The organism is Pseudomonas sp. LBUM1676, assembly GCF_059695605.1.
In genome coordinates this window covers 2010148-2035230 of record NZ_CP166777.1, presented here as the reverse complement: position 1 = coordinate 2035230, position 25083 = coordinate 2010148, and the positions used below count along the sequence as shown (strand labels likewise).

Here is a 25083-nt window from a genome sequence, read left to right as displayed (position 1 = left end):
ATGGATGTCCACTGGTAGATTCATCCAACTACTTAAAAGGTGTTCACTAGCCATGGCAGTGCAGCTTCCTGAGCAGGCGGGTAGCTTGCGATTTTGGCCAATCCATAAATTGTAGTGGTCAACTAATCCCGGACACGACGTTAAGTTTTTTCTCGAGCTGAATTAACCCTAGCCCGCCGTTGAATTGGTGGGGGCGAACTCAGTTTTTTTACTGGGTGGCTTATGCTCTAGCGCATTCGATATGCGCCACCAGCGTGGACGAAAAAGGCGGCTCGCATACTGCGAACCTTGATCCGAGTGAACCAACACACCCTGAAGTACTCCATGTTGTTCGTAGGACATGTCCAGCGCTTTGATAATCAGCTTGGCATCCGGCGTTTCAGACAGCGCACAGCCCGCCACCCACCGCGCAAAAAAGATCCAGCACGACATCCAGGTAATGCAACTTCCCCTGGGCCCAGATGTAAGTGATTTCGCCGCACCAGACCTGATTGGACGCAGGGACATCGAACATGCGAGCCCCAGCTCCGTTTGAGAGGCGGTAAATGGGGTTATAAGCATGAAAATATCTACTATTTCAACGATGACGGAACCCCAAGTGTGCTTTATAAATAGCGCCTGAGGCGGCCATATCCTGGGCAATGTGACGGTATTAAATAGGCGTCCATTTGTGGGGAAGCAAAGCGCTACTCTCGCTGCACGTTGGGTCGGAAAGCGCGTAAGAACATCCTTCAGGTAGGCATACGGGTCATGCCCATTGAGCTTGGCCAATTGGATCAGGCTCATCAGCGCCCCCCACGTATGCCGCTGCGCAACGACCCGGCGAAGAGCCAATTCTTGCGCCCCATAACCCACGGTCTGATCTGCTGCTCGGCGTGATTGTTATCTATGGGTACCGCACCGTCATCGAGGTAGCGTACAGCGCCGTCCAGCGTTTCAGGCTGTAGTCGAAGGCCTTCGCGATGCCCCCCCCCATCGTGCACACGCTCCCGCTGCGCGATCATCCGGATATGCAACGCATCCATCGCCGCACACCCGGCGATTTTCTTTTTCTCTGTGCACTTCTTGTTATGACGGCGATACCTGCCCGACTGGTCAATCGATGAGCCTATGTTGGTTTTGAAGATAATGATGTGGTGGTTGCACTTGAATCTTGGTTTAGTACTGCGCGCAATTTCAAAGCGCTCGAGACATTGCACTACAGCGTACTGCCAGCTCAAGGACAGAACCATCTCTCAAGGCCTCTGCCTGCTTAGCCTGATGCAAGTTTAAAGAGGCCCGCTGTTGAAGCAATAGGCACCACGCCCCATGAAAACTGTTTTGGGTGCGTGGTGCGTCTGAGGGGTGTGGTGATGCACAATCATCGCCGTCAATGCTGGAGACAGGGTTACAGAGTTGAGCAGCAAGATTGCTGTCGCTGCCGCGATGGTGAGTGCGGGCCACATCCTTCAGACGCACCACGGTGTTGATGTCTGCTGCGGTCAGATTGAAGGCCGCGACGGGTTCCGGATCGAGCCAGATACGCATCGAGTAATCTGCTTGTGTGAAGAGGAAAAAGTTATTGAAACTAATTAAAAAGGAGATGACCGGGTGGCCATCTCCCCAAACCTCTGTCAGCGATCAATGCCCCCCAGGCAGAGGTATTTGATTTCAAGATAGTCTTCGATTCCGTACTTGGAGCCCTCACGACCAAGCCCCGACGACTTCACACCTCCGAACGGCGCCACTTCCGTCGATATCAACCCTTCATTGATCCCGACGATGCCACATTCAAGCGCCTCGGCCACCCGCATGATCCGACCGATATCACGGCTGTAGAAATACGACGCCAGGCCGAACTCGGTGTCGTTGGCCATCTCGATGGCTTGCTCCTCGGTACTGAAACGGAACAGCGGTGCGACAGGACCGAACGTCTCCTCACGGAACACCTTCGACTCCCTTGGCACGTTCACCAGGATGGTCGGCCGGTAGAAACTGCCCCCCAATGGATGACGCTCGCCACCTACCAAGACAGAGGCTCCGCGCTCAACGGCATCGGCGACATGCTCCTCGGCCTTGCGCACGGCGGCGTCGTCAATCAGTGGGCCGATCGTCACGCCCTCCTCAAAACCGTTACCTACTTTCATGGCATCGACGGCGGTTTTCAGTTTGGCGGCGAAAGCATCATAAATACCGTCCTGGACCAGCAGACGGTTAGCGCACACACACGTCTGCCCTGCGTTTCGGTACTTGGACGCGAGCGCACCCTGAACAGCAGCATCAAGATCAGCATCATCAAACACGATAAAAGGCGCATTGCCGCCGAGTTCCATGCTGGTCTTTTTGATCGTGGGTGCGCATTGGGCCAACAGTGTGGCACCGACCTCGGTGCTGCCGGTGAAGGACAGTTTGCGCACGTCCGGGTTGGAGGTCAGCTCGGCGCCGATTTCACTGCCGGGCCCGGTAATCACGTTGCACACGCCGGCAGGCAGACCGGCGCGCTCGGCCAACACTGCAATTGCGATCGCCGAAAAAGGTGTCTGACTGGCAGGACGCAGTACACCGGTGCAACCGGCCGCCCAGCCTGGCCCGGCCTTGCGGGTAATCATCGCTGCGGGGAAGTTCCACGGGGTAATCGCGGCAAACACGCCGATGGGTTCTTTCTGAACGATGATGCGGCTGGTCGTTGAATGGGAGGCGATGGTATCGCCATAAACACGCTTGCCCTCCTCCGCGAACCATTCAATGAATGACGCGGCATAGGTGATCTCGCCACGACTTTCGGCCAGCGGCTTGCCTTGTTCGGCTGTCATGATCCGCGCAAGGTCTTCGCGGTGGGTGATCATCAACTCGAACAAGTGGCGCAGTTTGACCGCGCGCTCTTTGGCGGTGAGCGCTCGCCACGCCGGTTGCGCGCGTTTGGCGGCGGCGATGGCCAGGGCGGTCTCACTGGCCCCAAAGGAAGGCACGCGCCCCAGTACCTTACCGGTGGCGGGGTTAGTAACGGTGATGCTGCGTCCCTCGCCCACCTCCAGCCACAGGCCATTGATGAAGTTCGCCTCACGGAACAACGTGGGGTCGTCGAGCGTTGCCAGGAAGTTTGTATCGGCCATGCTGTTACTCCTCAAAATTCAATGACCTGACGCACTGCGCTGCCGTCATGCAAGCGGTCGAAACCTTCGTTGATGTCGTCCAGTTTGAGTCTGCCGCTCAACAGCCGATCCACCGGCAGTCGACCATCACGATAGAGCTCGATGAACCGCGGAATATCGCGGATCGGCACACAAGTACCGATGTAGCTGCCCTTGAGCGTGCGCTCCTCGCCCACCAACTGAACCACGTTAACCGACAGTGCCGAACCTGGCGGCGGCAGGCCTGCAGTCACGGTCATACCACCGCGCTTGGTCATTTTCATGGCGTTATCGAGTGCCCGGATCGAACCGGCCATTTCGAACACGTAGTCGGCGCCGCCGCCGGTCAGTTGCAGTACCTGCTCAACGGCGTCCGGATCGCCGCCGTTGACCACCGCGGTCGCGCCGACGTCTTTGGCCAGGGCGAGCTTCTCCGGTGAAAGGTCAACAGCGATGATTTTGCTCGCCCCGGCCGCCCGTGCACCCAGCACTGACGCCAGGCCGACACCACCCAGACCAATCACCACGGCGGTTGAGCCGACCCGCAATTGCGCGGTATTGACCACGGCGCCGACCCCCGTCAACACAGCACAACCAAACAGCGCCGCTTCGACAAAGGGCAGATCGCGGTCGATTTTGACCACCGAGTTGCGCGACACCACGGCGTATTCGGCAAATGCCGAGACCCCCAAATGATGATGCACGTGACCAGCAGGATCGCTCAAACGCACTGAACCGTTGATCAGCGTACCCGCCGCATTCGCTTTCGCACCCGGTTCACAGAGGGCCGGGCGACCTTCGGCGCACGGAAGACAATGGCCGCAACTGGGCATGAACACCATGACCACGTGATCCCCCAGTTCAAGGTCACTGACCCCTTCGCCCAACGCTTCGACGACCCCGGCCGCCTCATGGCCGAGCGCCATAGGCATCGGCCGAGGGCGATCGCCATTAATCACCGAGAGATCGGAATGACAAAGTCCAGCGGCACGAATACGCACCAGTACTTCTCCAGGCCCCGGGGGCGCCAGTTCGATTGTCTCAATCACAATCGGCTTGCTCTGGGCATAAGGCGGCTTAACATTCATGTGTCTTAGAACAGCAGCTCTGACTTGCATCTTTTGTCTCCGACGCAGCTGGACTCGATAGTGAGTACTCACCACTATGCCGCAGGCAGCCCGTGTCAGAAACGCATCATCGGGCGCAGCTGTTTGGAATTGAATTCGCAAAACAGTCGCTCCGGATGCACCTATAGTGGCGTCGCTGTCACTCCTACGTTGCTGGATGCCGCATGTCAGAACTCCCTCGTCAAATCGTCAGCCACCAATCGCGCAGAACACGAATCCGTATCATGTTTGTGTGCGCTGCTCGCTCCTCCCTTACAGCGGGTCTGGCTTATAGTTTGGCCGTCCTGTTGCAGCTCCATCAACCGTTGTGGGCACCTGTTTCAGCCTTGATCACCAGCAAGGAAAATCTGGGTGACACCTTTTCCGAGTTCTGCAATCGGGTGATTGGCACAGCGCTGGGCGCAACAATCGCGACCCTCTGTCAGATGTTCATGCAACATTTGCACTTGGCGCCCTCCATCGAGTTAATGATCGTCACCGCTGTGACTGCGGCGGTAATCGCCAATCGTCCACAATGGCGGGTTGGGCTGTGGACTGCGGTCATCATCCTGTTGAGCAAGGATGTAGGTTCGGCCATCTGGGAGACAGGGCTAATGCGTTTTCTGGAGGTAACACTGGGCTCGACGACTGCTATCGTGATAGCAGCACTCGAAACGAGAGCCCGGCGGTTCTGGCCTGATACAAGGCACTGAAGCGGCTGTTCGGGGCGGGCTTAGTCAGCCCCCAGCTCTCTAGTCAAAACACAGTTGTTCTTTTAATTCTCAAATCTTGTGCCCCCCCGCAGCGTTCTCCGCAACCAGTCCAATGCTTATCCTGAACCCACACACAACATCGCAGCGTCCGCTGAAAAGGACACCTGAGTGAGGGTTTCAAGATGACCGAAGCAAGCACACGAAAAAAACTGGTAGAGGCTGCGCCTCATGCCTCGTTTAATCTCGATGCGATCGTCAAGACGTTCCCCGAGACCGCCGACACGCTGCTGGTTGATTCAAGGCTGACCGACGAAGACGAGGCCAGCGCCCGGGTCTTTCGTGTCTACCACCCGACACCTGCGCACTACCACGCGACCTGTGATGAATACCTCATCGTAATGTCCGGGCGCGCCAGGTTTTTCATGGGAGACCGTGAACCGTTCGAAGTCGGTCCCGGCGAGATGCTTTTCTTCAAGAGGTTCACTATCCACGGCATGCCAGAGATCCTTGAACATCCACTGTTCATGGTGTCGGTCGACACTCCGCGTCGCGATCCAAGCGACATCATTTTCGTCGACCCGACCGCTGGCACCGCTGCATCCTTCGTCAAGGCTCTGTCATGAACACCCGTCAACTGGAGATTTTTGCGACGTTTCCGGTTGAGCGCCCGGGCAACCCGACGGTGATGCCGGATGGGCGGGTGCTGGTGTCAGTATCCGCCATCATCGCGCCGGATATTTCGGTGCGTGCGGTGGCCCGGGAGGGTCAGCATCCGGCCTACCCCAATGAAACCTGGGCGGGCAAACCGGGTACGGACGGTCGAGGGATGTCCGCTGTGATCGGCATCCGCACCGACCCTCAGGGGATCGTCTGGATACTCGATATGGGCGGACCGGGCCTACAGCCGCGCCTCATCGCCTGGAACGATCAAGAAGATCGCCTGCACCGCCTGATCGTGCTACCGCAGAACGTGCTTCGCCCAAGTTCTTTCACTCAGGACTTCGTGATCGATTGGCGACATCAGCGCATTTACATCGCCGACATGACGATGAACCCCAATGGTGAAAGCGACTACCCGGCCATTGTCGTGGTCGACCTGCAAACAGGTCTTTCATGGCGATCGCTTGAGTGCTACCCGGGGTTGATGCCTGGAGATGTGCCGCTGATGATCGGTGGAAAAGCCCTTTCACGGCGCACGCCAGAAGGCGAAGTCATTCCTTACCGCTACGGCCTCAATCCCATCGCGATCGACCCGCTGGGCCGCTGGGTTTATTTCGGTTCGATGTCCGCACGCAAGGTCTATCGGGTATCAACCGGAGTCCTCGCGGAACCCGCCGACATCGCACCGCTGAGCGAGGCTGTTGAGTACTGGTGCGACAAGCCTCATTGCGACGGGTTTGATGTCGACGCAGAGGGCAACGTCTATGTCACCGACATCGCGAATAATGCGATCGGGCTGGCGTCACCTGCCGGCTACCGCATTCTTGCCCAGGACGATCGATTGCTCGCCTGGCCGGACGGCGTTGAGCTCGATGCCCAGGGGGAATGGCTCTACATCACGGCTAACCAGTTGCACCGCCACCCACTGCTCAATGCAGGTGAGGACGACAGCCAACCACCGTTTCATGTTCTGCGTTTGCGGGTGAGCGCACCGATGGAGTTGAGCGCAACACCATGAGCAATAGCCCCGCTGTGTCAGTTGTTATTGCACTGCTGTTGATGACGGCCAGCGCTGTAGGCTTGCTGCTGACTGAAGGCGGTACGGGTCTCGGTATCTGGATCTACGCCGTGGTGGTGATCGCGGCCATAACGTTCTCGCGAGCCAGGCCAACCCAATGGCCTGCCTGCCTGTTCGACGTGGCGAATTCCTCACGAACCGTGTTGGCCCACCGCTTACTGACCCAATCGGCTGCTCTGGTTTGCTTGCTGCTGGCCCAATGTTTGAGCGGGCGAGCTTCGCAAACCCTGTCGGTTGCAGGTCTTCTACTGTTCATCCATACCTTGGTGCTGGTTCGCCTACCCCATCTTTTGAGACCACGAAGGGCGGACTGATCGATGACGGCAAAAACCTCGTTGTCGGAGCAACCCGGTATGCCCGCCAATAAACAATCGACAGCCCCAGGGCGCCTTTCGCTGCTGATGGGGCCCGGACTGTTAATTGCAGTGGGTTACATGGATCCCGGCAACTGGGCTACCGGAATCGCTGCCGGCGCTCAGTTCGGTTACAGCCTGCTGTTCATGGTGGTGCTGTCGAGTCTGGCGGCCATGCTTTTGCAAACACTGGCTTTGCGTCTGGGCGTCGTCACAGGTCAGGACCTTGCCCAGACCTGTCGTCTTCGCTACGGTCGACAAGCCACACTCGCACACTGGGCAATGGCGGAGATTGCCATCGTCGCCACTGACATTGCTGAGGTCCTCGGTGCGGCGCTGGCGTTCAAATTACTGTTCAACCTGCCACTGACCATCGGTATCGTGCTGACCGCTGTCAGCACACTGGTCATCCTCGGCTTGAAGGGTGCCGCCAGTGGCCGAGTGCAGAAGATCGTCCTGGCCCTGGTGGCGACCATTGTCCTGTGCTTTGCCATTGAGCTGGCACTGATCACGCTCGATACCAACGCGATGTTTCAGGGGTTCATTCCTTCATTGGACACGCTGGCTCAGCCAGGGGCGCTGTTCATCGCGGTGGGCATCATCGGCGCCACTGTCATGCCCCACAATCTGTACCTGCATTCATCACTGGCCCGGTCCGATAGCGTCACACATGACGGTGAGCAGGTAAAACAGTCCCTGCGCCGGGGTTCCAACGATACGATCCGCGCGCTTTCAATTGCGGCAGCCGTGCAAGTTGCAATTCTGCTGGTGGCCGCCGCCGTCTTCCACGACAGCGGGCACACTAGCATTGGCGGGATCGAGCAGGCCCATCAATTACTGGCCCCCCTGACAGGTGTGGCCATCTCCGCTGTGCTGTTCGCCCTGGCACTGCTCGCCTCAGGTCAAAGCGCGACGTTGACCGGCACCCTCGCCGGCCAGGTCGTGCTCGAAGGGTTCTTGAAACTGAAGGTTTCATTGTGGAAACAGCGCGTAGTCACACGTCTGCTGGCCATGGTGCCAGCGTTGTGCGGGATTCTCTGGCTGGGCGACTCCGCGGTGGGTGATCTGTTGGTGTTTTCTCAGGTGGTGTTGTCAGTGCAACTGCCGTTTGCGGTCTATCCGTTGATTCGTTTCACCAGCGATAAAACGCTGATGGGTGATTTTGCTATCTCACGCCCGGTCGCCGTCATGGCCTGGTGTATTTTCCTGCTGACCAGCGCCGCCAATCTCTGGTTGGTTACATCAGTCATTCTTTGAATGCCCTCCTCCCATACAGGTAAAAACATGAGTGAAGTCCGTATCTTGATTAGCATTGCACGTCCTGCCGAACAGGTATGGGCGCTACTTGGCGGGTTTGATTGGCTACCTCGCTGGCTCAATGTCATCGCAAGCAGCACCCTCAGTGATGGCGGACGTTTGCGTCACCTGAAAACCGCCGACGGTGCGATCATTGTCGAGCGTTTGCTCACGTTCGACGAAGACGAAAAGCACTACAGCTACGCCCTGCTTGAGGGGCCTTCGCCAGTCACTGATTATGTAGGCGCGATGTCAGCGAAGGACGATGGCAACGGGGGGACACTGGCGTCCTGGTCCAGCACTTTTCTCGTCCAGGGCGCAGATGAGGCCGAGGTCATCGGGCATTTCGAGGTACTTTACCGCGCAGGACTGGAGCGCCTGAAGGCGATCGTCGAATCCACGGACTGACGACGGTACGCGGCTCACCCCCGATTCATGAACGCTTGCAGTCGCGGCACCATAAAGTCGAGGAACGTTCGGATACGCTGGGGCACATGCTGTCCTCCCTGATACAGCGCATGGACTTCCTCGCAGTCATGGCCGGTTTGCGCGAGTAGCTCGATCAACCGGCCAGCGGCGAGATCCTCATCGATGTGAAAGTCCGCCAATCGGGCAATCCCCACCCCCGCGATAGCCATACGCCTAACGGTCTCGCCATTGTTGGCTTGCAGGTTGCCCTGGACGATCCGATCAACTATGCGGCCACTCTGATGCATGGGCCACACGGGGCTGGAACGCCGAAAGTTGAAGCTCAGACAATTATGCTCGGCGAGGTCTTCGAGGGTGTCGGGAAGGCCGTATTTTTCCAGATATGCCGGGGATGCAACGATCTTTCGCCGAGCGATACCGATCTTCCTCGCTCGTAGCGTTGAATCATTTAATACACCTACCCGGAAGGCAATGTCGGTTCGATCTAGGTACATGTCGACGATGTCATCGGACAAGGACAGGTTGATCTGAATGTTGGGATGGGCTTCCCAGAAGGCCGGCAAGTTGGGTTCGATTGCCAGCGTGCCAAACGCTACCGATGCATTGATTCGCACGGTTCCGCGTGCTTTCTGTGCGCCTTGTGCCAACACTCTTTCGACATCATCGAGTTCTGCCAGCAAAGCGTTACTGCGTTCGTAGTAAATACGTCCCTCATCGGTCAGCGACAGTTTACGTGTGGAGCGCTCAAGCAGACGAACGCCCAGACGCAACTCCAGACGAACAATCAGCTTACTGACTGTTGATGGTGTCATCAGCATCTGACGCGCCGCTTGCGAAAAGCTGCCGGCATCGACGACCCGCACAAATACCAGCATCTCGCCCGCTCTGTTATCCACGTCTTTTCTCCACTTCATCGATTAGTGAAAAAATATCACAAGCGACACGGAAGGATACGTCGGAATAATTGGTTTATTGTTCATTAGACTTGTGAAATACATTCATAACATGGGCTATCCAGGCCCGTGCTTTCTAACTTGTGAAATGGCCTCACAGATCATTTTCAGCCACGTTGGATTATCAGTCGGCATCAATGCACCTACCTTTTTGAGGATCACCAGGAAAGGACGGGATCCCATGAACTCATTATTTGAACCCTGCCATGTCGGCGCGTTGACGTTGCGCAATCGCATCGCCATGGCGCCTATGACCCGGGCGCGTGCGCCGGATGGCGTTGCCACCGATCTCACTGCGCTTTACTACAGCCAACGAGCCAGCGCTGGATTGATCATTACCGAGGGCACTCCGATTTCGCGCTCGGCCGAAGGGTTTCTAGCTATCCCCGGCATCTACACCAAGCCACAGATCAATGGCTGGAGAAAAGTGACTCAAGCGGTCCACGATGCCGGCGGTGTTATCTTCACGCAGCTATGGCATGTCGGGCGCGTCTCCCATGTCAGCATTCAACCAGACGGTATTGCGCCGGTCAGCTCGACCGCTCAGATTGCCCGCGACTCCCAGGCCTGGGGCATGACCGAGCGTGGCGAACCCGGGCCGGTCGCTGTCTCCAAACCCCGCGCCCTCAGCACTCACGAAGTCAAAGAGGTGATTGGTGACTTTGCTCAGGCAGCCGCCAATGCTATTGATGCCGGCTTCGATGGCATTGAGCTGCATGGTGCCAACGGCTATCTGATCGAGCAGTTCCTCAATCCGCTGGTCAATGACCGCACGGATGAGTACCGCAGCGACACCCTCGAAAACCGCTCACGCTTCTTGTTGGAAGTGGTCGATAGCGTCATTGAGCGAATTGGTGCGCAACGCACGGCCATACGCCTGTCGCCCTTTGGTGGCCTGTTCGATATGGGGCTGTACGAGGATGTCGAAGAGACCTACCTGTATGTTGCCGATCAGCTTTCCAGGCGTGGATTGGCCTACGTCCATTTCATGGATCAGCTGTCGCGTGGCAGCTCGCCGATTCCAGGCGATTTTCTGAAAAAATTTCGCAGCCGCTACCACGGAATACTGGTTCTCGCAGGGGGCATGACCAAAGAGCGCGCGGAGGAATTCCTACGAGATGGGTTGGTCGACATTGCAGCGTTCGGCGAGCCTTTCATCGCGAACCCTGATCTGGTTGAACGCCTGAAAAATGACTGGCCGCTGTTAGAACCAGACCGGGCACTGAGCTATGGCGGTGGAGCAAAGGGGTATACCGATTACCCGAACTACTTGATCATTTGAAGTTATTTGAGTGGTGTGCTGGCTTAGTCAGCCACCTCCTGTGTCAGGAAGTCGATCAGCGCCCGCGCCGTCGCCGACAATTGGCGATGGGGTGGATAAATCACCGAGAACGGTCGGGACCGTCCACCCGACTGTTCGAGCAGCGGGACCAGGCGTCCACTTTGAATCCGTTCGCGGACAATAAAGTCGTAGGTCTGGCAGATCCCCATGCCGTGCTCGGCCAGAGACACAATGCCCAGCACGTCGTCGGACACCTGAACATTCGCCTCGGGTATCCACTCCCGATCCACCCCCTGTTCGCGGAACAGCCAGGGCCCGACGCGGCCGCTGCTGGGCATCACAAACGGCAGGCAGGCATGCGCCGACAGTTCGTCGACACTGCGCGGTGTGCCGGCACGGCTCAGGTACTCCGGCGCGGCGACCAGGCACAAACCCGCGTCTTCAAGCTTGCGGCCGATCAGGCCACTGTCCGGCAATTGCCCGAGACGAATCGCCAGGTCATACCCTTCCGCCACCAGGTCCACATTCCGATTGCTGATGCTCAACTCGATGCGCACCTGCGGGTACTGCCGGGTAAAGCGAGACAGCAATGGCGGCAACCGGTAATGCCCGTAGGTCGTCGGCACACTGAGCCGCACACGACCGGTCAACTCGCCTTCCTGCCCCTGGATCGTCCGCTCGGCATCATCGATTAGCGCGAATGCCGCGCGGGATTGTTCAAGGTAAAGCAGGCCCGCCTCGGTCAGGCTCAGCCGCCGGGTCGTGCGTCGCAGCAGCTGGACGCCGAGGCGCGCTTCCAGGCGAGAGATCGCCCGGCTGACCACCGACGGCGTGGTCGCCAGAAACACTGCGCCGGCGCTCAACGAGCCCTTTTCCACCACGGTGACGAACACTTCAACGTCCGCGAGATAATCGAATCGACGGCTCACCCTTACCTCCAAAGAACAAGTTCTTTCCTTTACAGCGAGTTTATCGCCCATGGAGGCATGAATATAGTTGCGTGATCGATCAAGCGACCGCTGGATCAATCACAACTCACTGTTCGGGATCTCCCATGCGCCCTATCGCCAGACTCGCTCTTGCAATGACCATTTCCGCTGCCGCCTTCAACGCACAGGCCAGCAATGTCCTGATCGTGTTGTCAGACTCCGACCACCTCGACCTCAAGGACAACAAGGTCTTCGCCACCGGGTTCTACCTGAACGAACTGATGCAACCGGTGAAACTGCTGCTCGATGCCGGGCACTCAGTGACCTTCGCCACCCCGACCGGCAAGGCACCGACCCTGGACCAATCGTCCAACGACAAGATGTATTTCAACAATGACGTCGCGGTCTTGCAGGCGCACAAAGCGCTGCTGGATCAACTGAAAATCACCTCGACGGGTGAGTCGCCGGTCATCAGCCTGGCGCGGGTCGAACAGATCGGCTACGAACAGTTCGATGCCGTCTACGTCCCCGGCGGCCACGCGCCGATGCAGGACCTGCTGCACAGCGCCGCGCTGGGCAAACTGCTGAACAACTTCCATGACAACGGCAAGACCACCGCCCTCGTCTGCCACGGCCCGATTGCCCTGCTGTCGACCCTGGCCGACCCGGCCGCTTTCACCCGACAACTCGAAACCGGCGGCAACGCCTCGACAAAAGGCTGGACCTACGCCGGCTATAAATTCACGGTTATCAGCAATCAGGAAGAGGAACTGGCCAAGGGCTTGTTGAATGGCGGCGCAATGAAGTTCTATCCGCAAACGGCGCTGGAACAAGCGGGAGGCGTCTACAGCAGCAACACCTCGCCGTGGAGCACCCATGTCGTCATCGACCGCGAACTGGTGACCGGGCAAAACCCTGGTTCAGCGCTAGACGTGGGAAAGGTGATACTCGAGCGCCTGAAAACCCAGAGCCAAGCGAAAGGCTGATCGATTCAAAAAATCGCGTTTTTGCAAGGACATTACAGTGCCGGGCCTTGCTTCAGGCCGCCGCTAGCGCAACATATAGGCGGTGGCCTGAAGCGCCTCCACTTGTGAAATGGAGGCACAAATGAAAGGAAAGCTACGACTAGTCGGTCAAGCAGTTATTTACCACTATAAAAACGTACGACTCTATGGGCACGTTGGCAGACAAGCGCAGCATCTCCCGGCTTTTCGTCCGTAAATACCACTGAAGCGGAAGGAATAATGGAATGAGTAAAAATGACTAGCCAGACTTGTCATCGCTGTAGTTGCCTTGGTTATACTGAAGGCCCCACCAGAAACAAAACTCCGGCAGCTACTTCTTCGTCATCGACTGAGGAGCAATGCAACACCTGAGTGCGCATCGTCAGTTCATCGCTGCTGTAGTAAGCGAGTTGCGTCATTTCTTTACCTCAATGCAGATTTCGTTTCTCGACCCGTACTAATGGATGGAGGTGGTCGCCACTTCCGCTCTCAATGGCGTCAAGGTAAGGGACACGCCTGCTCCGACACTTGTAAAAAATTGAGCGCTTTACGGAACTGGCGAAATCTCGTCGCAGGAGACGTCCTCCTCCATCGGGAAGCTGAAAATACAGCCGCGAACTGTCCGCCACATGAGCCTTGGATGCACTTTGGGGCATCCGCGCTGCCCAGTTGTTAACTGCACGAAGCTGGGATTTTTTTGCCAATCCATGCGACATGGGAATACGAATGAACGCGTCGCAACAACACATTTACACATTCTTATGTGTTAATGTATTTGCACACTCACCTACCCTTATGGGCTCAACAATGTCCTCTCGCAATCTTTTTGATCCTATGAACCTTGGCAGCATGGTGCTTCGAAATCGTATCGTATTACCCCCACTGACTCGTTCCAGAAGCTCGCAGCCAGGCAACGTACCGAACTCGCTCATGGCAGCGTACTACCGCCAACGCGCTACAGCTGGCTTCATGGTCACCGAAGGTTCTCAGATCGAGCCACGCGGCCAAGGCTATGCTTGGACGCCCGGTATTTACAGTGACGAACAGGTCGAAGGCTGGCGTCAGGTGACCGAAGCAGTTCATGCCGAGGGTGGCACCATCTTCTGCCAACTCTGGCACGTTGGCCGCGTTTCCCACGTCAGCTTGCAGCCAGATAATCAGCCTCCAATTGCGCCTTCCGCTATCCGTGCGACCAACGTTAAAGTATTCATTGAAACCGGCCCTAACCAGGGAAAATTAGCAGATCCGAGCATGCCGCAAGAATTGACTACTCTTCAGGTTAAGGAGTTGGTAGAGCTTTATCGCCGAGCCGCTCAAAATGCGAAGCGTGCGGGGTTCGATGGCGTTGAGCTGCACTCCGCCAATGGATACCTCATCAACCAATTCATCTCAGAGCACACTAATCGCAGAACTGACGAGTACGGGGGACCACTCACAAACCGACTGCGGTTCCTACGTGAAGTGACTGAAGCAGTCATCGGTGTATTCGGAAACGAGCGCGTTGGTGTACGCTTCGCGCCGTTGTTTGAATCGACGGATGAAGAACGGGTCTATTTGGGGCTGGTCGAAAAAGATCCGCACGAGACTTACGTCGAAGCGACCAAAATACTGGAAGGCTTGCGCATCGGGTACCTTTCAATTGCAGAAGCAGATTGGGACAATAGCCCTGATCTTCCAGATTCATTCCGACAGGCACTGCGTGATACGTTCTCGGGCCCAATCATGTATGCCGGTAACTACACTCACGAGAAAGCCAAGCGCATTCTCTCGACTGGTTACGGCGACTTTTTCGGCTTCGGACGCACGTTCATCGCAAACCCAGACCTACCGCAACGTTTCAAAGAAGACCAACCCCTAAACCCCGTAGATCCTTCAACTCTGTATGGCGGTGGGGAGCGGGGATACATCGACTATCCGCACAGCACCTGATAGCGTGCGCGGTCACCAAATGGGGCAGCCCCACATTAAAGTCAAGGTCCAAGGTTTATGGAGCTAAGCGAAGCACTTAAGGTCTTGTCTCATCCGACCCGACGAGCTGTACTCGCCTGGCTGGCAAATCCGCACAAGTCTTTCGAGAGCTACAGCCAGCTCTATGACTTCAACGTATACGGTGTATGCGCAAGCTTGATCCAAGACAAAGCGGGGATGTCGCAACCTGCAACATCCCTTTGCCTAAAGGTTCTTCAAGACATGGATTTCGTGACAGCAACAAAAATTGGAAAATGGACTTACTACAAGCGGAACGATGAGCAACTTTTTGTCGCGTTGTCCGAATTGCATTCCGAGTTGAACGTTTGAGCCCTGCCCCTAGGCATTACTGACTGAGATCGAAGGGAGCCTCATGGCTGGCATGATGCCAGACCTATGGGCTTAATTATGGTGTTCAGCAGAGCGCTGATGCGAAACAGATCAGTATTGCGAAGGGGCGACACCGAACGCCTGTCTAAATGCTCTGTTGAAATGGCTCTGATCGTAAAAACCTCCTGCGCTACTTGCGTCAAGCAGTGGAGTGTATGACTTAGCAGTATGCAGGCCCGCTCCAGTCTTAGCCTCACAAGCCAAGCAAGAGGCGTCATTCCGACCGTTTGCTTGAACAGCTTCAGGAAGTGAAAACGTTCGAGACAACAAAGCGCGGCGAGTTCTTCCAAGGTTATCTTTTCGGCTAGATGCACATCACAGTAATCCCTCACCCGCAGCCACTGCACGGGCGTGAGCGTCCCTTTGACGAACTGCGGCTTGATCATGCGCGTTTGACTGAAGAGCCGGTCCAGCAGCATCAGCCATTCTGATTGCACCTCCAGCGGCTCAGACTCCTGACCTGCCTGCAACGCATCGTGCAACCGAACAAGATGACCCGCAAGCGAAGGATCATGGAGCACCGCAGCACCCAATGCGGGGAACTGATCTTGCCCAGTGATTTCTTCGGTGATACCGCTCAGCAGATCAACAGAAACTCGAAATGTCTTGAGCGTGTAGGAGTCGTCACCGGCGCTAATACCGTCGTGTACTTCACCCGCAGGCATAGGCTGGATCGTGCCAGGTGTTTCTGGAAGATTTTTTATCACTCCCCTACCGCACATCCACGGATCAGTGCCGGCGAGTTGGCCTACATCAATCAGGTTGCTCAGGTTGAACCCGTCGACAAGGTCAAATGGGCCGATCTGCTGAAGCTGCGCTCGACCTGGGTGTTTGTCACCGGCAAGTTCCTCACCGATCCGATCTGGTGGTTCATGTTGTTCTGGTTGCCGTCCTACTTCTCCAGTCGCTTCGAACTGGACCTCAAACACCTCGGCCTGCCGCTGATGATCGTCTACTGCGCGACATCCATCGGCAGTGTGGGTGGTGGCTGGATATCGTCGAGAATGATCAGCGCCGGGTGGTCAACACAAAAAGCCCGCAACAGCGCAATGCTGATCATGGCGGTATTGGTTTTACCGATCGGATTCTCCAGCTACGTCGACAACATGTGGGTCATGGTCGGTCTGCTGAGCCTCGCAGCGGCTGCGCATTAGGGATGGTCAGCCAACCTGTTCACCACCGTGGCGGACAATTTCCCACGCTCGCAGGTCGCCTCGGTCATGGGCATCGGTGGCACGGCAGGGTCTGTGGGCGGGATGATCTTTCCGTTTATCGTCGGCCTTGTTCTGGAGCACTACAAAACAATGGAAAATCTCACCCTCGGCTACAACCTGATTTTCATCGTTTGCGCGAGTTCTTACCTGACTGCATGGATAATCATGCGACTCATGGGCAGTCGTCGCGCCCCCGCGCGTCAAGAACCTGTGAGAACCTGATAGCCGGGCTTTCGCCAAACCACGAGGAACTACGCCTCGTGGAACTCAGACTCATTGCAGGCAAACGAACGTCCCTCACATGATCAACGAGAACAAAGGCATACAGTCCGTCGAACGCGCGATGATGATCCTTGAAACCATCGCAGCGGCAGGGGGCGAAATCCGGTTGGTGGACCTTGCGGCGCAATCCGGTTTGCACAAAAGCACCTTGCACGGCTTGCTCAATACGCTGGCCGCCCTGGGCTACATTGCCCGCCGCGGCACCCACTATGCTCTAGGTTTACGCCTGCGCGAAATTGCTCAACCGTTGAGCGACGCAGATGCGTTGCTGCGTGAAGCCTTTGCCCCTGCGCTACGCACGCTGGCCGAACACAGTGGTGAAACCTGTTTCCTCGCGGTGCCCTGCGGTACTCGCGAATACCTTTATATGGATGCCCTGGAAGGCAGCGGCAATTTGCGCGTTGCAAGTCCGCGTGGACGTCGTGCGGGGCTGACCACCTCGGCCATCGGTAAAATATTCCTGGCCTTTGACGAGGACTTGCGCCGCAGCCTGCGCCGAGCGGACTTGCTACCCGCGGAACTCGAAATCGAGTTGGCAGGTATCGTCACCCATGGCTATGCGTTAGACCTCGAAGAAGCCGAGCCCGGGCTTAACTGCGTCGCCCTACCCCTGCGCTTGCAAGGTCGAGTGGTGGCGGCGCTCGGTGTTGCCGCGCCCGTCTCACGCTTGCCCAAGACAGAATTGTGCAAGCTGGCGACCCACGCCATGCGAGAAATGTTCGACATGCTCAAACTTTAGCCGTCAATGGCCTGGGGCATATTCCCTTGAAAAGCAATCGTCGGGATCATCGCGGTTCTGTCGTTTTATTCAATGGAGTCCCGAATGTTTGAGCAATTGTCCCAGCAGGTCATTAACCGTGCACAAGCGCAGGCGCGGGATCAAGGCTTCGCCGTCTGCATCAGCGTGGTCGACGATGCCGGGCTTCTGCGCCATTTCGTCCGCATGGATGACGCCGTGCCGGGCGCCATCGATGTTTCGCTGAAAAAAGCGCGCACGGCTGCGTTGTTTCGTACCGACAGTGCCGAACTGGGCGCCGAAGCGCAACCAGGCGGGTCTATCTACTCGCTGGAAGCCACCAACGGTGGGCTGATCAGCTTTGGTGGTGGCGTGGTGCTGCGTGATGAACACGGCAAGGTCATCGGCGCCGTTGGCGTCGCCGGGGCCACCGTCGAGGCGGACCAGGTGATTGCCCTGCAGGCGGCGGGCCGGCCATGAACCGGACCACGCAACGTATTCACCCTGGCGTGCTGGCGCTGGCGGTGACAGCCTTCGCTATCGGTATGGCCGAGTTCATTGTCGTGGGCATTCTCCCGGCTATCGCTTCTGACCTCGATATACCCCTGGCGTGCGCGGGAAACCTGGTCGGGCTGTACGCGTTGGCGCTGGCGCTCGGTACACCACTGACCGTACTGGCTCTGGCGCGCTTGCCGCGAAAACCGGTGCTGCTGGCGCTGATTGCGCTGTTTCTGGGCGGGAATCTGCTGGCAGCGCTCTCCACCGATTACCCTTGGTTACTGGCAGGACGCATCATCACCGCGCTCGCTCATGGCAGCTTCTTTGCCATCGGTGCCACCGTCGCCGCCAGCCTGGCCCCGAAGGGACAGGCAAGCAAAGCCATCGCAGTGATGTTCGCCGGCCTGACGCTCGCGATGGTCATCGGTGTGCCGATTGGCAGCTTACTGGGTAACGCGATGGGGTGGCGATTGCCGTTTTATGCGGTCGCGCTGCTGGCCGCCCTGGCCTTGATGGCTACCGCGCGGTGGTTGCCCAGCGTGCCGACGCCGCCGTCGGGCAAAGCTGTCACTCAGTTGGGGGCACTCGGACACCCGGCCATTTTGGCGATGATGGCCGTGACGGTGTTGGGTTTCGGTTCAAGCTTTGCCGCCTTCACCTTTATCACACCAATCCTCACCGACATCAGCGGCTTTTCCCCCGCGAGCGCCAGTTTGCTGTTGGTCGTTTTCGGCGCGGCGACCCTGGTCGGTAATTTCGTAGGGGGCCGACTCGCGGCCACGATGGGCTGGCAACCGGCATTGCGAATAATCTTCATGCTACTGGCACTCGTGCTGGCTGCGGTCGCGCTGCTGTTGCCCTATCAGTTGCCGATGGTGGTGATGCTATTTTTCTGGGGGGCGCTGGCGTTCGGTCTCTCTCCCGCCGCCCAGGCCGGCATGCTGGCCACCGCCGAGCGCTATACCCCGCACGCGGTGGCGTTCGCTTCGGCGCTAAACATTTCAGGCTTCAACCTGGGCATTGCCTTGGGAGAAACCAGCGGCAGTGCCCTGGTCGACAACGGGCAGATTGCTCTCACACCCTGGACAGGTGTTGTGACTGTGATCCTTGCACAGTTGCCGCTGGTCTGGCTGGTGTCGCTCAACCGAAAAGACCCAGGCTTGCATCGCCCCCGTTCGACGGCCAGTTAAGGCTATTCGTGCGTCCGACAGGCTTTGCCAGCGTCTGCTCCGTTATTTGTAGATTTACCCGCTGATCAGCGCCGCCAATGTGGTGGGTTGCGTCAGTTCAACTTTGAATGCCCTTCCACCCCACAGGTGAAAACATGAGTGACGTCCAGGTCCGGATTACTATTGAACGCCCCGTCGAACACGTCTGGTCACTTCTCGGTGGCTTTGATTGGCTGCCCCGCTGGCTTGATGTCATTGCCAGCAGCACCCTCAGTGACGCAGGTCGCTTGCGCCATCTGAAAACCGCCGATGGTGCGATCATCGTCGAACGCCTGCTCACGTTTGACGAAGCGGAGAAACGCTACAGCTATGCCCTGCTGGAAGGCCCATCGCCCGTCACTGACTATATCGGCACGATGTCAGCACAGGATGACGGCAAAGGCGGGACGCTGGCTTGCTGGTCCAGTACCTTTGTGGTTCAGGGTGCTGACGAAGCTGAGGTAGTGGAGCATTTCGAGGTTCTCTACCGCACCGGACTGGAGCGTCTCAAAATCATCATCGAATCCACGGACTGACAATGGCAGTCGGGGTCTGCAACGCCGCACTGAAGCGCTGCGGTGTGTGCAGGATCACATCGACATGAAAGTTACGTCGCAACGCCAGGCCATTATTTCCCTGAGCTTCTTTGGCGTAGCTCCCCCCTCATCCCGACAGGGAAAGCGGTCCAATCGTGCATTTTGATCAAGACTATTGTGCTTGCCGATGCATTTTTCTCTCGGCTGGGGGCGCAGATACTACCGGCAATTACCCGTAGAGTTAGCTCTGCATCATGCAAGGCGCAGGAGACCTGATGAACTCACATTTTCAACGTTTACTCGGCCCCAACAACTTCTCCATCGGACTGGAATTACCGCTGGACAATGATTGGTCCACTGCCGGCCAACGCTTGCGTATGGCAGAAAAACGCCCATTTGGCGTCCCCGACCTGAAGCAACATGCCCAACTGGCCCGATTGGCGGACAACAGTGGTTTTCGAGCCCTGTGGGTGCGTGATGTACCGGTCTATGATCCGAACTTTGGAGACGCTGCACAGGTTTTCGAGACTTTTTCCTACCTGGGCTATTTGGCCGGCATCACTCAAAACATCATGCTCGGCACCGCCGCGGTAGTGTTGCCGCTACGACAACCGTGGTTGACTCTCAAAGCTGCCAATAGCATCGACGAGCTGAGCGGGGGTCGCTTGCTACTGGGGGTGGCCAGTGGCGATCGACCGATGGAGTACCCACTGTTCGGTGTCGACTACGACCAACGGGGAGCGCATTTTCGCAGCACTGTTGACCTGTTGAAAAGCCAGGGCGCTGGACGTCTTCCGGAGGGAGCCCAACTATTACCGCAGCGTGCAGAGCCCTTCCCCCTGCTGGTTGCCGGACTTGGCCAACAATCACCCGCCTGGATTGGAGAACACATGGATGGTTGGCTCGCCTACCCTGGAACGCCGCAGGAACATCGTCGGCGTGTAGGGCTCTGGCGTGAGGTGGGTGCTGACAAACCTTATATCAGCTTTTTGCACCTGGACCTTGAAGCCAATCCCCATTCGCCCATGAAACCGCTGCGTTTCGGTGGTCGCGGCGGTCGCATGGCACTCATCGAGGAGCTAGAGGCGTTACGTGAGTCGGGTGTGCAGCATGTTGGCCTGCATCTGCGTCACAGCGAACGACCCGTTGTGGAGGTGGTTGAAGAGATTGCCGAGTACGTTTTGCCCAGATTTCACGGCGTAGTCTGACTCGCTGCCCACTACCGGCCTGAGTCCTGTATTCAACAGGGCTCAGGCCACTTGGCTCCAGCTTGATACTCCCTCAAACCCGTTTCAAATTCATCGCGATTGTTGAATTTGGTCAGGTAAAAAAGGTCATGAGTTTAGGGAGAACAATTGCCGGTTGTTCAATGGTTGGACTGTGCCCGACACCCAGCATGACTATCAACTCCGAGCGTGGCAGTGCACTGGCCATTTCCTGAGACCAAGCCGCTCAGTGCCGCAAGCATAGGGTGGCGGTGTAATGCCCAGGTGGCGGAACGGTTCGAGAACCTGGAACCGTTATCCAATTGCCACCGTTGCGTTCACCGAGTTTTGGCCCCCATTCAGCGTAAGGAGGATCTACAAGCTCAACGAATGCACCCACAAATAAGCTCAAGCTTTCCCTCGCTACTATGAATTCACTTTCCTATTGATTCCGCTTGAATGCACATTACAGCAGACAATTCACGCCTATGCCTTCGCCCTTGGCCACCGACTACGAGCAAGCGATCGGCGCAAAATCCTAAAGGCCGCGGACCGTTCTACAACTGCCATCTACGGAAGCTCTTGGGTGCTGTGAAACCTGACGGCCAACCTCGAAAATGACGGTAAATTTATACAATGCCGGAGGGCATAGCCTAACTCAATAACTGCCTTGGAGTTTGACAATGCACTCAAGAATATCAAATAGCCATCACGACATCTACCTTCCATCTCGCGACCAAAGCGCTCCAGGATAATCACCAAGCCGCTTGCTCTACCACCGTGTCGTTTTGAAATATTGTTGAAGACTAACCTTTATCCGGTTCTGCCAGCTTTAGCCAAATAAAAATAGTCAGAAAAATCCGTGGGGGTAAATGTGGGGGTATTTTTCAGGCATGAAAAAGCCCAACCTTTTCAGATTGGGCTAAGTCATTGAAAAATATGGTCGGGACGGAGTGATTCGAACACTCGACCCCTAGCACCCCATGCTAGTGCGCTACCGGACTGCGCTACGCCCCGACTAGGCGTGAAACTCATCCCTCATCTCGAAGGACGCTCAAGAATATATCGCAAGCTTTTGAAAACTGGAAGTATTTAAAAGCAGAAATTTACTTCTTGAGTACAACCAGCACATCTTCCAATTCAGCAATCATCTGCCGGATCATCTGTTTGTACTGGGTGGTGTCATCTTTGGCTTCATCGCCGGACAAACGCAAGCGTGCGCCGCCAATGGTGAACCCCTGATCGTAAAGGAGCGCGCGGATCTGCCGGATCATCAGCACGTCCTGGCGCTGATAATACCGGCGGTTTCCGCGGCGTTTGACGGGGTTGAGTTGAGGAAACTCCTGCTCCCAGTAGCGCAGCACGTGCGGCTTTACGGCGCACAGCTCGCTGACTTCACCAATGGTGAAGTAGCGTTTGCCGGGGATGACGGGTAGCTCGTCGTTATGACTTGGTTCCAGCATAAGCCTCAACTCGGGCCTTCAACTTCTGCCCTGGACGAAAGGTGACCACACGGCGAGCCGTGATCGGGATTTCTTCCCCCGTTTTCGGATTGCGGCCAGGCCGCTGGCGTTTGTCCCGAAGGTCGAAATTGCCGAAACCGGACAATTTGACTTGTTCGTTGTCTTCAAGAGCGTGCCTGATTTCTTCAAAAAACAGTTCGACCAATTCCTTGGCTTCCCGTTTGTTCAGGCCCAGCTCTTCATACAGACGTTCCGCCATCTCAGCTTTCGTCAAAGCCCCCATACGTCACTTCCTTAACGTGGCGTTCAACCTTTGTTCGAGCGAGGTGAGGATGTTTTGCGTCGTGGTATTCACCTCATCGTCATTAAGAGTGCGCGATGGATGCTGCCAGGTCAAGCCGACTGCAAGGCTTTTTCTATCAGGATCAATGCCTTTACCCTGATACACGTCAAATAGCCTGAGGTCTGTCAGCCATTCGCCTGCATTTTCACGGATTACGTCCAGTACGGCCGCGGCCGCAACGTTTTTGTCCGCGATCAGCGCCAGGTCACGTCGCACTTCAGGAAAGCGCGATAACTCCTGGAATTTAGGCATTTTACCCAACGCCACTTCGGCCAGAACCAGCTCGAAGACGAAGACCGGACGGTCGAGACCGAGGGTTTTCGACAATTCGGGGTGGATGGCGCCGACGAAGCCGACCAGGCGACCTTCACGTTCGATGCGCGCGGTTTGACCCGGGTGCAGCGCAGGGTGTTTGCCCGGCACGAAGGTGAATGAATCCAGGGCACCGGCAAAGCCCAGTACCGCTTCCACGTCAGCCTTGACGTCGAAGAAGTCGACGACATCGCGACCTTGTGCCCAGCCTTCCGGCAGGCGGCTGCCGCATACCACGCCAGCGAGCATCGGCTCTTGCTTCAGGCCTTCCAGCTGACCGACGAAGCGCAGGCCGCTTTCGAACAGGCGGACGCGATCCTGCTGGCGGTTCAGGTTGTGTTGCAGTGCCTTGACCAGACCCGGCCACAGCGACGAGCGCATGGCGGCCATGTCGTTGGAGATCGGGTTGGCCAGCAGCAGCGGTTCGACACCCGGATTAAACAACTCGAATTGTTTCGGATCGATGAAGCTGTAGGTGATCGCTTCCTGATAGCCACGGGCCACCAGCAAACGACGCAACTCAGGCAAATCGCTACGGGCTTCAGCCTTGGCTTGCGGTGCCAGGCGAGCTTGCGGGTAGCGAACCGGCAGACGGTTGTAGCCGTACAGGCGGGCCAGTTCTTCGATCAGGTCGACTTCCAGGCTGATGTCGAAGCGATGGCTTGGCACTTCTACGCGCCACTGCCCTGCCCCGTCGGCGGAAACGGTCAAACCCAAGCCGTTGAGCAGACGCTCGACTTCGGCCGGGGCCATTTCCATGCCGAGCATCTGGGTGATGCGCTGGGCACGCAGGGTGACCGGGGCGATCTTCGGCAGGTGCTGTTCGCTGACGGTTTCGATGATCGGGCCGGCTTCGCCGCCGGTGATTTCCAGCAGCAGGCCAGTGGCGCGCTCCATGGCTTCACGAGCCAGTTGCCAGTCCACGCCACGCTCGTAGCGGTGCGAGGCGTCGGTGTGCAGGCCGTAGGAACGGGCCTTGCCGGCGACGGCGATCTGGTCGAAGAACGCGCTTTCGAGGAATACGTCGCGGGTGGTCGCGGTGTTGACACCGCTGTGCTCGCCACCCATGACGCCGGCGATGGCCAGGGCGCGGGTGTGGTCGGCAATCACCAGGGTATCGCTACGCAGGCTGACTTCCTGACCGTCGAGCAGTACCAGCTTCTCGCCTTCTTCGGCCATGCGCACGCGGATGCCGCCATTGATTTCGGCGAGATCGAACGCGTGCAGCGGTTGACCCAGTTCCAGCATCACGTAGTTGGTGATGTCGACGGCGGCGTCGATGCTGCGCACGTCGGCACGGCGCAGGCGCTCGACCATCCACAGCGGCGTCGCCTTGGACAAGTCGACATTACGGATCACACGGCCCAGGTAACGCGGGCAGGCGGCGGGCGCCAGCACTTCAACCGAACGCACTTCGTCGTGCACGGCTGGAACGGTGGCGATGACCGGACGGGTGACTGCGGCGTCGTACAGCGCGCCGACTTCACGGGCCAGACCGGCCAGGGACAGGCAGTCGCCGCGGTTGGGGGTCAGGTCGACTTCGATGCTCGAGTCGTCCAGGCCCAGGTATTCACGAATGTCTTCGCCAACCGGTGCATCGGCCGGCAATTCCATCAGGCCGTCGTTGCCTTCACCGACTTGCAGCTCGGCTTGCGAGCACAGCATGCCGTTGGACTCGACGCCACGCAGCTTGGCTTTCTTGATCTTGAAGTCGCCTGGCAGCTCGGCACCGATCATGGCGAACGGGATTTTCAGGCCCGGGCGCACGTTGGGTGCGCCGCAAACCACCTGGAAGGTCTCCGCGCCATTGCTGACCTGGCACACGCGCAGCTTGTCGGCGTCCGGGTGCTGCTCGGTGCTCAGTACCTCGCCCACCACCACACCGGTGAATTCGCCGGCGGCCGGCGTAACGCTATCGACCTCAAGACCGGCCATCGACAGACGGGCAACCAGCTCGTCGCGACCTACCTGCGGGCTAACCCAGCCACGCAGCCATTTTTCACTGAATTTCATCC

At 57.4% G+C, this 25083-nt stretch carries 27 protein-coding genes, 1 tRNA gene and 2 pseudogenes; 17 read left to right on the top strand and 13 right to left on the bottom strand.

Going from position 1 to position 25083, the window contains the following annotated elements; translation table 11 throughout:
- Positions 1–118: 118 nt before the first annotated feature.
- The 6 genes and pseudogenes from ACA041_RS09580 to ACA041_RS09555 form a co-directional block, all read right to left on the bottom strand.
- Positions 119–520, bottom strand: a pseudogene (locus ACA041_RS09580) (DDE-type integrase/transposase/recombinase); the annotation flags it as partial.
- Positions 521–729: 209 nt separating this feature from the next.
- Positions 730–786: pseudogene (locus ACA041_RS09575) on the bottom strand (transposase domain-containing protein); the annotation flags it as partial.
- Positions 786–1220, bottom strand: coding sequence for an IS66 family transposase (locus ACA041_RS09570; RefSeq protein ID WP_497440871.1), 435 nt, complete (start codon positions 1218–1220; stop codon positions 786–788). The gene ACA041_RS09570 and the pseudogene ACA041_RS09575, both read right to left, overlap by 1 nt.
- On the bottom strand, positions 1177–1527 hold the full coding sequence (locus tag ACA041_RS09565; RefSeq protein WP_497440870.1) for a hypothetical protein: 351 nt from the start codon (positions 1525–1527) through the stop codon (positions 1177–1179). Before ACA041_RS09565 ends, ACA041_RS09570 begins: the two co-directional genes overlap by 44 nt.
- Positions 1528–1613: 86 nt before the next feature.
- Entirely contained in the window at positions 1614–3092 is a 1479-nt protein-coding gene (gene gabD, locus ACA041_RS09560; protein WP_497440869.1) for an NADP-dependent succinate-semialdehyde dehydrogenase, read from the bottom strand.
- A gap of 11 nt (positions 3093–3103) precedes the next feature.
- Positions 3104–4159: a zinc-dependent alcohol dehydrogenase family protein gene (locus tag ACA041_RS09555; RefSeq protein WP_497440868.1), complete on the bottom strand. Its 1056-nt coding sequence runs from the start codon at positions 4157–4159 to the stop codon at positions 3104–3106.
- A gap of 242 nt (positions 4160–4401) precedes the next feature.
- Between ACA041_RS09555 and ACA041_RS09550 the strand changes: the two genes are divergently transcribed.
- The 6 genes from ACA041_RS09550 to ACA041_RS09525 all read left to right on the top strand — a co-directional run bounded on the left by ACA041_RS09550 (position 4402) and on the right by ACA041_RS09525 (position 8724).
- Entirely contained in the window at positions 4402–4929 is a 528-nt protein-coding gene (locus ACA041_RS09550; protein WP_497440867.1) for an FUSC family protein, read from the top strand.
- Positions 4930–5111: 182 nt separating this feature from the next.
- Complete coding sequence (locus ACA041_RS09545) at positions 5112–5552, top strand: cupin domain-containing protein (protein ID WP_497440866.1); 441 nt, start codon at positions 5112–5114, stop codon at positions 5550–5552.
- A complete protein-coding gene (locus tag ACA041_RS09540; RefSeq protein ID WP_497440865.1) occupies positions 5549–6607 on the top strand; it encodes an L-dopachrome tautomerase-related protein in 1059 nt (352 codons plus the stop codon). Before ACA041_RS09545 ends, ACA041_RS09540 begins: the two co-directional genes overlap by 4 nt.
- Positions 6604–6981, top strand: a complete 378-nt coding sequence (locus ACA041_RS09535) for a hypothetical protein (RefSeq protein WP_497440864.1) — start codon at positions 6604–6606, stop codon at positions 6979–6981. The genes ACA041_RS09540 and ACA041_RS09535 overlap by 4 nt, the downstream gene beginning before the upstream one ends.
- Before the next feature lie 39 nt (positions 6982–7020).
- Positions 7021–8277, top strand: coding sequence for an Nramp family divalent metal transporter (locus ACA041_RS09530; protein ID WP_497440863.1), 1257 nt, complete (start codon positions 7021–7023; stop codon positions 8275–8277).
- A gap of 27 nt (positions 8278–8304) precedes the next feature.
- Positions 8305–8724: an SRPBCC family protein gene (locus ACA041_RS09525; protein WP_497440862.1), complete on the top strand. Its 420-nt coding sequence runs from the start codon at positions 8305–8307 to the stop codon at positions 8722–8724.
- 14 nt (positions 8725–8738) lie between these two features.
- Here ACA041_RS09525 and ACA041_RS09520 read toward each other — a convergent pair whose 3' ends face one another.
- A complete protein-coding gene (locus tag ACA041_RS09520) occupies positions 8739–9641 on the bottom strand; it encodes a LysR family transcriptional regulator (RefSeq protein ID WP_497440861.1) in 903 nt (300 codons plus the stop codon).
- A gap of 238 nt (positions 9642–9879) precedes the next feature.
- On the opposite strand from ACA041_RS09520, the gene ACA041_RS09515 reads away from it, so the two are divergent.
- A complete protein-coding gene (locus ACA041_RS09515) occupies positions 9880–10980 on the top strand; it encodes an alkene reductase (RefSeq protein ID WP_497440860.1) in 1101 nt (366 codons plus the stop codon).
- A 23-nt stretch (positions 10981–11003) separates the two neighbouring features.
- Here ACA041_RS09515 and ACA041_RS09510 read toward each other — a convergent pair whose 3' ends face one another.
- Positions 11004–11909: a LysR family transcriptional regulator gene (locus ACA041_RS09510; protein ID WP_497440859.1), complete on the bottom strand. Its 906-nt coding sequence runs from the start codon at positions 11907–11909 to the stop codon at positions 11004–11006.
- Between the two features lie 125 nt (positions 11910–12034).
- On the opposite strand from ACA041_RS09510, the gene ACA041_RS09505 reads away from it, so the two are divergent.
- From ACA041_RS09505 to ACA041_RS09495, 3 genes are all read left to right on the top strand, one after another.
- Positions 12035–12895 carry a type 1 glutamine amidotransferase domain-containing protein gene (locus ACA041_RS09505; protein WP_497440858.1) on the top strand — a complete coding sequence of 287 codons (861 nt, stop codon included), beginning with the start codon at positions 12035–12037 and terminating at the stop codon, positions 12893–12895.
- Between the two features lie 825 nt (positions 12896–13720).
- Positions 13721–14842: an alkene reductase gene (locus ACA041_RS09500; protein ID WP_497442041.1), complete on the top strand. Its 1122-nt coding sequence runs from the start codon at positions 13721–13723 to the stop codon at positions 14840–14842.
- A 57-nt stretch (positions 14843–14899) separates the two neighbouring features.
- Positions 14900–15211, top strand: coding sequence for an ArsR/SmtB family transcription factor (locus ACA041_RS09495; protein ID WP_497440857.1), 312 nt, complete (start codon positions 14900–14902; stop codon positions 15209–15211).
- A gap of 41 nt (positions 15212–15252) precedes the next feature.
- On the opposite strand, the gene ACA041_RS09490 is transcribed toward ACA041_RS09495, so the two are convergent.
- On the bottom strand, positions 15253–15936 hold the full coding sequence (locus ACA041_RS09490) for an AraC family ligand binding domain-containing protein (protein WP_497440856.1): 684 nt from the start codon (positions 15934–15936) through the stop codon (positions 15253–15255).
- Between ACA041_RS09490 and ACA041_RS09485 the strand changes: the two genes are divergently transcribed.
- From ACA041_RS09485 to ACA041_RS09455, 7 genes are all read left to right on the top strand, one after another.
- Entirely contained in the window at positions 15916–16425 is a 510-nt protein-coding gene (locus ACA041_RS09485) for an MFS transporter (protein ID WP_497440855.1), read from the top strand. The genes ACA041_RS09490 and ACA041_RS09485 overlap by 21 nt on opposite strands.
- Before the next feature lie 66 nt (positions 16426–16491).
- Positions 16492–16707, top strand: a complete 216-nt coding sequence (locus ACA041_RS09480; protein ID WP_497440854.1) for a hypothetical protein — start codon at positions 16492–16494, stop codon at positions 16705–16707.
- 79 nt (positions 16708–16786) lie between these two features.
- A complete protein-coding gene (locus tag ACA041_RS09475) occupies positions 16787–17506 on the top strand; it encodes an IclR family transcriptional regulator (RefSeq protein ID WP_497440853.1) in 720 nt (239 codons plus the stop codon).
- 84 nt (positions 17507–17590) lie between these two features.
- Positions 17591–17983: a GlcG/HbpS family heme-binding protein gene (locus ACA041_RS09470; RefSeq protein WP_497440852.1), complete on the top strand. Its 393-nt coding sequence runs from the start codon at positions 17591–17593 to the stop codon at positions 17981–17983.
- Entirely contained in the window at positions 17980–19191 is a 1212-nt protein-coding gene (locus tag ACA041_RS09465) for an MFS transporter (protein ID WP_497440851.1), read from the top strand. Before ACA041_RS09470 ends, ACA041_RS09465 begins: the two co-directional genes overlap by 4 nt.
- 134 nt (positions 19192–19325) lie before the next feature.
- A complete protein-coding gene (locus ACA041_RS09460) occupies positions 19326–19745 on the top strand; it encodes an SRPBCC family protein (protein WP_497440850.1) in 420 nt (139 codons plus the stop codon).
- A gap of 275 nt (positions 19746–20020) precedes the next feature.
- Positions 20021–20953 (top strand): TIGR03571 family LLM class oxidoreductase, encoded by a 933-nt coding sequence (locus ACA041_RS09455; RefSeq protein WP_497440849.1) that lies wholly within the window; start codon positions 20021–20023, stop codon positions 20951–20953.
- Positions 20954–21890: 937 nt separating this feature from the next.
- Here ACA041_RS09455 and ACA041_RS09450 read toward each other — a convergent pair.
- From ACA041_RS09450 to pheT, 4 genes are all read right to left on the bottom strand, one after another.
- Positions 21891–21967: transfer RNA gene (locus ACA041_RS09450), tRNA-Pro, on the bottom strand.
- An 89-nt stretch (positions 21968–22056) separates the two neighbouring features.
- Positions 22057–22413 (bottom strand): MerR family transcriptional regulator, encoded by a 357-nt coding sequence (locus tag ACA041_RS09445; protein ID WP_003179985.1) that lies wholly within the window; start codon positions 22411–22413, stop codon positions 22057–22059.
- Positions 22394–22696: an integration host factor subunit alpha gene (gene ihfA, locus ACA041_RS09440; protein ID WP_002553164.1), complete on the bottom strand. Its 303-nt coding sequence runs from the start codon at positions 22694–22696 to the stop codon at positions 22394–22396. The genes ACA041_RS09445 and ihfA overlap by 20 nt, the downstream gene beginning before the upstream one ends.
- A 3-nt stretch (positions 22697–22699) precedes the next feature.
- Positions 22700–25081: a phenylalanine--tRNA ligase subunit beta gene (gene pheT, locus ACA041_RS09435; RefSeq protein WP_497440848.1), complete on the bottom strand. Its 2382-nt coding sequence runs from the start codon at positions 25079–25081 to the stop codon at positions 22700–22702.
- Between the last annotated feature and the right edge of the window lie 2 nt (positions 25082–25083).

Excerpts from the sequence above, each read along its gene's own strand:
- ACA041_RS09565 (WP_497440870.1), bottom strand. The coding sequence starts at position 1,527 with ATGCGTATCTGGCTCGATCCGGAACCCGTCGCGGCCTTCAATCTGACC.
- gabD (WP_497440869.1), bottom strand. The coding sequence starts at position 3,092 with ATGGCCGATACAAACTTCCTGGCAACGCTCGACGACCCCACGTTGTTC.
- ACA041_RS09550 (WP_497440867.1), top strand. The coding sequence starts at position 4,402 with ATGTCAGAACTCCCTCGTCAAATCGTCAGCCACCAATCGCGCAGAACA.
- ACA041_RS09545 (WP_497440866.1), top strand. The coding sequence starts at position 5,112 with ATGACCGAAGCAAGCACACGAAAAAAACTGGTAGAGGCTGCGCCTCAT.
- ACA041_RS09540 (WP_497440865.1), top strand. The coding sequence starts at position 5,549 with ATGAACACCCGTCAACTGGAGATTTTTGCGACGTTTCCGGTTGAGCGC.
- ACA041_RS09535 (WP_497440864.1), top strand. The coding sequence starts at position 6,604 with ATGAGCAATAGCCCCGCTGTGTCAGTTGTTATTGCACTGCTGTTGATG.
- ACA041_RS09530 (WP_497440863.1), top strand. The coding sequence starts at position 7,021 with ATGCCCGCCAATAAACAATCGACAGCCCCAGGGCGCCTTTCGCTGCTG.
- ACA041_RS09525 (WP_497440862.1), top strand. The coding sequence starts at position 8,305 with ATGAGTGAAGTCCGTATCTTGATTAGCATTGCACGTCCTGCCGAACAG.
- ACA041_RS09515 (WP_497440860.1), top strand. The coding sequence starts at position 9,880 with ATGAACTCATTATTTGAACCCTGCCATGTCGGCGCGTTGACGTTGCGC.
- ACA041_RS09505 (WP_497440858.1), top strand. The coding sequence starts at position 12,035 with ATGCGCCCTATCGCCAGACTCGCTCTTGCAATGACCATTTCCGCTGCC.
- ACA041_RS09500 (WP_497442041.1), top strand. The coding sequence starts at position 13,721 with ATGTCCTCTCGCAATCTTTTTGATCCTATGAACCTTGGCAGCATGGTG.
- ACA041_RS09495 (WP_497440857.1), top strand. The coding sequence starts at position 14,900 with ATGGAGCTAAGCGAAGCACTTAAGGTCTTGTCTCATCCGACCCGACGA.
- ACA041_RS09490 (WP_497440856.1), bottom strand. The coding sequence starts at position 15,936 with ATGCCTGCGGGTGAAGTACACGACGGTATTAGCGCCGGTGACGACTCC.
- ACA041_RS09480 (WP_497440854.1), top strand. The coding sequence starts at position 16,492 with ATGGGCATCGGTGGCACGGCAGGGTCTGTGGGCGGGATGATCTTTCCG.
- ACA041_RS09475 (WP_497440853.1), top strand. The coding sequence starts at position 16,787 with ATGATCAACGAGAACAAAGGCATACAGTCCGTCGAACGCGCGATGATG.
- ACA041_RS09470 (WP_497440852.1), top strand. The coding sequence starts at position 17,591 with ATGTTTGAGCAATTGTCCCAGCAGGTCATTAACCGTGCACAAGCGCAG.
- ACA041_RS09465 (WP_497440851.1), top strand. The coding sequence starts at position 17,980 with ATGAACCGGACCACGCAACGTATTCACCCTGGCGTGCTGGCGCTGGCG.
- ACA041_RS09460 (WP_497440850.1), top strand. The coding sequence starts at position 19,326 with ATGAGTGACGTCCAGGTCCGGATTACTATTGAACGCCCCGTCGAACAC.
- ACA041_RS09455 (WP_497440849.1), top strand. The coding sequence starts at position 20,021 with ATGAACTCACATTTTCAACGTTTACTCGGCCCCAACAACTTCTCCATC.
- ACA041_RS09445 (WP_003179985.1), bottom strand. The coding sequence starts at position 22,413 with ATGCTGGAACCAAGTCATAACGACGAGCTACCCGTCATCCCCGGCAAA.
- ihfA (WP_002553164.1), bottom strand. The coding sequence starts at position 22,696 with ATGGGGGCTTTGACGAAAGCTGAGATGGCGGAACGTCTGTATGAAGAG.
- pheT (WP_497440848.1), bottom strand. The coding sequence starts at position 25,081 with ATGAAATTCAGTGAAAAATGGCTGCGTGGCTGGGTTAGCCCGCAGGTA.